Source organism: Thermoflexus sp. (assembly GCF_025055495.1).
In the GTDB taxonomy this organism is placed as follows: Bacteria; Chloroflexota; Anaerolineae; order Thermoflexales; family Thermoflexaceae; genus Thermoflexus.
Window position 1 is genome coordinate 1 of record NZ_JANWXB010000382.1, and the last position, 4,967, is coordinate 4,967.

The window sequence follows — 4,967 nt, forward strand, 5'->3', positions numbered from 1 at the left end:
TGTTGTTGGGGGGGCGCGCGCCCGGCGGGGGCCCCCCCCGCCCCCCTGAAGGTAAGGGCATCGTGCTTCACCTTCTCTGTTGCAATCTCAGCCATTGAGCGATCATGAAGCTTGGGAAAGCGGGGCGGGCCAGCGGCCCGCCTCGCTTTCTACATCGATGTCTTGATCCGAGGTTCTGGGGGAATGGCTCAGCCCTCCCTCCACCGCTTTGTCCAGCGGTAATTGGCGGGGCGGGTTGGGGCTGGGGGGCGTTAGCCCCCAGCCCCACCCCTGAAAGATTTTTTCGCCCCCCTCCCCGCGACCCAAAGGGCCGTGGGGAGGGGGAGGCCATTCCACCTCGTCCGGCCGGCTCCGGACGGCGTAACTCCTATGAGATCAGGAAAGGCCTGATGGGAGCGTTGCATCCTGTGGAGCGAATGCCGGTCTTGCGTTTCGTCCCGGTGGAGGACCTGATCCCCCATGAACAGGCGGACCAGATGCGGACGGAGCCGCTGATTCAACGGCTCCAGTCCGAGGGGGTCCTGAAAAACCCCCCGGTAGTCGCGCCGATCCCGGACGAGCCTCGTTACGTAGTATTGGATGGGGCCAACCGGGTGGAGGCCGCCCGGCGCCTGGGGCTTCCCCATTTGGTGGTGCAGGTGGTGGATTACGAAGATCCACGTCTTTTGGTCGACGCCTGGACCCACGTGATCAGCGGCGGAAGCCCGGAGGGCTTCTTCGCGACCGTGCGGGGAATCGAAGGGATCACCCTGGAACCCTCGGAACGCTTGCACGCCCGGGCGGAGCTGGCCCGCCGTCAGGCCCTGGCCTATCTAGTTTGCCCCCGGGGCGATATCTATCTGGTCCGGGCGGAGGGGGATCTCTATCGCCGGACGGCCTTGCTGAATCTCCTGGTGGACATCTACAAATCCCGCTTTCGGTTTTACCGGACCACCACCGACCAGCTGGAGCAGATCCTGCCCTATTATGAGCAGGTGATCGCTGTAGTGGTCTTCCCGCGCTATGAGCCGGCGGAGATCATCGAGCTGGCCCGCAATGGGGCGCGGCTCCCCGCTGGCATCACCCGCCATATCATCCCCTACCGGGCCCTGCGCATCAACATCCCCCTGGAAATCCTGGCGGCCCCTCTCCCTCTGGAGGAGAAAAACGCCTGGCTGACTGAGTGGTTCCGCCGGAAGCTGGCCGCCCGGGAGATCCGTGTCTATGAGGAAAGCGTGGTGATCTTCGATGAATAAATAGACTCGTTGCACAACTGGATGGAGAATTTTTTGGGCCGAGAAGGCCGCCGAAGGCGGCCTTCCCGGCCCAAAAACCTCTCCTGTGGCACCTCGGTGCATCAATACGGCCACCTTTAACGGATGGACGTTTCCTCCAGGACCCGCAGAACCTCCTGCAGATCCGGCGGCAAAGGAGCCTCGAAGGTGATCGGCTCCGGATGGGAGGGCAGGCGCACCGTGAGCGCTCGGGCGTGGAGAAACAGCCGGGGACATGGCAAGGCGGTTCGCCGCCCATAGACCGGATCCCCAACGATCGGATACCCCACATACGCCAGATGCACCCGGATCTGATGCGTGCGTCCGGTCTCCGGATAGACCTCCAACCGCGCGTAGCGTCCCCATCGCCCCTCGTAGGTTTTCAACACCCGATACCGGGTGCGGGCCGGGCGGCCGGTGGGCACCACCGTCATCCGCTGGCGGTAACGGGGATCCCGCGCGATCGGCGCCTCGATGGTTCCCTCCGGAGGCGGATGCCCGATCACCAGCGCATCATAGACTTTACGCACCGTGCGCGCCTTAAACTGCGCCTGCATGAAGTGGTAGGTCCGCTCGTTCTTGGCGACCAGCAACACCCCTGATGTTTCCTTATCCAGGCGATGCACCAGCCCCGGGCGCAGGACCCCTCCCACTCCTTCCAGATTCGGACAGTGAGCCAGGATGGCATGGATCAGGGTGCCCCGGGTGTGGCCCGCCCCCGGGTGCACCACCATCCCCGCGGGCTTGTGGATCACCAGCACGTTTTCATCTTCATAAAGAACATCCAGCGGGATAGGCTCGGGGGTCAGATCGACGGGTTCAGGGGGAGGAATGTGAACGGTGATCTGATCCCCCGAGCGGATCCGATGGGCCGGCCGCAGAACCGGCGCTCCATTGACCCATACCAGTCCCCGCTCGATCAACCGCTGAGCGGCGGAACGGGTGAGCTCAGGCAAGCGCGTTGCGATGGCGCGATCCAGCCGACTGCCGGCCTCTGCAATGAACGTCTCCACCCGCATGGAGGTCAGTGCCATCCCAGGAGCTTCGGCAAGAGGGAAGAGATCATGCGCCCGTGCGCAGCTTCAGGCGCCAAGTCCCATCCAACCGCCCTCGGGAGGGAAACAGACCGAGCCCCAAAAATATTTTTGCTGGGGCGCCGCTGAAAGGCGGCACCCCAGCCCCAAATCCCCAGGAGAGCTCGGACATCGCACAGGCGGATCATCTTTCGCTGGGGTGCCCCCCACCGGAAACTTCCCGGCCAGGGATCCCCGGGATGTTTTCAGCGCTTCTCATCCTGTCATCCCCCTTTACGACGTCGGTTGGATCGGCGGTGCCGATCATGGAGGACGGCCAGGATCTCCTGGTCCTCCTTCTCTTGCTGAGCGATGAAGGTCATGATGAAGGCGCTGCGGCGCTGGCGGAGCGCCATCGGGGCCACTGCATGCAGATCCTCCAGGGTGACCACCTCCCGGCCATCGGCGGCGGCGTATGCCCGAGCGGCTTCCAGCAGGGCGACCTCCGCTCGACTGGACTCAATGCCCAGTCGATGGATCCAGCCAATGGCTTGCTGCTCCAGTTCCGGGGGGATCATCACCCGGGGCAACCGTCGACGGGCCTCCGCGATCTCCTCAGCCGCTGCGGCGGTCTCGTGCGCCCACTGGGCCGCCAGGGCATAGGGATTGCTCCGGAAAAGCCGCACCCGTCGGTAGACCTCCAGCCGGTCCTGAGGATCGCTCAGGCCTCGCACGACCACCCGCAGGCCGAAGCGATCGTGGATCTGGGGCCGCAGCGCGCCCTCCTCCGGGTTCATGGAGGCGATCAGGATCAGGCGGGCGCGATAGGTCGCCGCCAGCGGCCCCCGCCGCACGGTATATCGGCCCAGCGCCGCCGCGTCCAGGATCGCGTTCACGATCTCCGGGTCCAGGAGGTTGACCTCATCCACGTAGAGCACGTTCTGATCTGCTTGAGCCAGAAGACCATGCCGGATCCTCACCCTCCCTTCCATCGCTGCCTGTTCGTCGATTCCCCCGATGACGTCCTCCAAGCGCGCGTTCAGGGGAAGCTCGATCAGGCGCATGCGATCGGGGGCGGTGATCGGTTCCCCCTGGCCCAGTTTGCGGGCGCAATCCTTGCAAACCGTATGGAAGCCCAGCGTGTAAGCAGCCTCCGGTTCACAACCGTAGGGACAGAGCGAACGCTCAACTGGTGGGAGCAGATCCAGCAGGCCCCGAACGGCGGTCGTTTTGCCCGTCCCCCGGGCGCCCATCAGCAACACGCCCCCGATGGCCGGGTTGATCAAGGCCAGGGCCAGCGCGAGCTTCATCTCGGTCTGGCCCACGATCGCCAGAAACGGAAAGCGAACCGCTTCCTCTACCGGCCGGTCGATCGGAGGGCGTGCGCGGAGAACCTGCGCCGCGGGGCTCTGTTCCTCCAGCAGACGAAGCAACATCGAGGTCCGTCGGGGCGCCTCCGGCGGGGTCTCCGCGCTCAACGCCGCGCGCTCATGATCCTCTCCCATAGATCCCGATCCTGTAATTGAAAGGGTCGATATAGCATCACCCGATCCAGCAAGCCCTCATAGACCGTCTGCAGACGCTCCCATACCCCTTCCGGAGGAGCGGTGATCGCAAAGGCGTCCAGAACTTCATCCGAGACTCGCCGGGGCATTTCTTCCCAACGCCCCCGGGCGGCGAGGGCGGAAAGCTCCTCTCCGATCGCCTCCCACCCATGCAGCGACCACACGCGGCGGTAAGAGGGCGTGGAGCCATAAAAGGCGACCTGGGCGCGGACGAATTCCCGAATCTCCCGCATCTCCGCCTCATTCCGGCCGGTGATCGCGAACACGCTGCCGACGATGATGAGCTCCTTTCGGCTCCGACCCGCCTTGCGGGCTCCAGCCTCGATGGCTGGTAAAAGGACCTCACGCAGATAGCGAGGGGTATGAAAAGGATGGACGAAGAAGCCATCCCCCACCTCCCCAGCCAAGCGAGCCAGCGGAGGGTTCACCCCGGCCAGCACGATGGGGATCCGTGGATCCGGGATCGGCCCCGGATCAAAGAAAGGCGACATCAGGGTCAGCTTGAAGAACCGCCCCCGATAGTTTAGCCGGCTTCCCTGTTGCCAACATGTCCAGACGGCCCGGATCGCCTCGACCGTCTCCTGGAGCTTCGGAACGGGGGGATCCCACGGCATGCCGAAGCGGCGTTCAATATGGGCTTTCACCTGAGTGCCCAGGCCGAGGATCACGCGGCCCGGGGCGGCCGCGGCCAGATCCCACGCCGTGTAAGCGATCACAGTGGGGCTGCGGGCGAAGGCGATGGCCACACCGGTCCCCAGGGTGATCTGCCGGGTGTGTTCCGCCGCCAGGGCCAGGGGAAGAAAGGGATCATGACGGGTCTCATGGGTCCAGATCCCATCGAATCCCAGCGCCTCCGCCTCGCGGACCAGCGCGGGGACCTCCAGAAGCCGGTCGAAATGCAGGGTGGCGTCCAGGCGCATTGGAGAGCTCCACGAGTAGTGCTTTGTCCAGTGATCAACTGGGGATCGGAGGAACCGAAGCCCGTCCGGAAGGCCATGGCCCCTCCTCCCAAACATCTTTCGGGGGTGGTGCGGGGGGGCCCGGCCCCCCCCCCCCCCCCCCCCCACCCCCCACAGAAAAAGGGGGCCACCCGGAGGGGGGGGGGCGCGCCCGGGGTGGGGTATGAGAGGTGGGCC

The 4,967-nt window shown here is 65.1% G+C and carries 4 protein-coding genes; 1 reads left to right on the forward strand and 3 read right to left on the reverse strand.

From position 1 onward, the window contains the following. Positions 1-389: 389 nt before the first annotated feature. Complete coding sequence (locus tag NZM16_RS12280; protein WP_295451871.1) at positions 390-1,235, forward strand: ParB N-terminal domain-containing protein; 846 nt, start codon at positions 390-392, stop codon at positions 1,233-1,235. A gap of 116 nt (positions 1,236-1,351) precedes the next feature. On the opposite strand, the gene NZM16_RS12285 is transcribed toward NZM16_RS12280, so the two are convergent. From NZM16_RS12285 to NZM16_RS12295, 3 genes are all read right to left on the reverse strand, one after another. Next, entirely contained in the window at positions 1,352-2,287 is a 936-nt protein-coding gene (locus NZM16_RS12285; protein ID WP_295451869.1) for an RluA family pseudouridine synthase, read from the reverse strand. Between the two features lie 263 nt (positions 2,288-2,550). After that, positions 2,551-3,771 (reverse strand): ATP-binding protein, encoded by a 1,221-nt coding sequence (locus tag NZM16_RS12290; protein WP_295451867.1) that lies wholly within the window; start codon positions 3,769-3,771, stop codon positions 2,551-2,553. Further along, positions 3,741-4,751 (reverse strand): TIGR03617 family F420-dependent LLM class oxidoreductase, encoded by a 1,011-nt coding sequence (locus NZM16_RS12295; RefSeq protein WP_295451864.1) that lies wholly within the window; start codon positions 4,749-4,751, stop codon positions 3,741-3,743. The genes NZM16_RS12290 and NZM16_RS12295 overlap by 31 nt, the downstream gene beginning before the upstream one ends. Positions 4,752-4,967: the final 216 nt, after the last annotated feature.

Bases quoted from the DNA above. Each gene is read 5' to 3' on its own strand.
- NZM16_RS12285 (WP_295451869.1), bottom strand. From the start codon at position 2,287: ATGGCACTGACCTCCATGCGGGTGGAGACGTTCATTGCAGAGGCCGGC.
- NZM16_RS12280 (WP_295451871.1), top strand. From the start codon at position 390: ATGGGAGCGTTGCATCCTGTGGAGCGAATGCCGGTCTTGCGTTTCGTC.
- NZM16_RS12290 (WP_295451867.1), bottom strand. From the start codon at position 3,771: ATGGGAGAGGATCATGAGCGCGCGGCGTTGAGCGCGGAGACCCCGCCG.
- NZM16_RS12295 (WP_295451864.1), bottom strand. From the start codon at position 4,751: ATGCGCCTGGACGCCACCCTGCATTTCGACCGGCTTCTGGAGGTCCCC.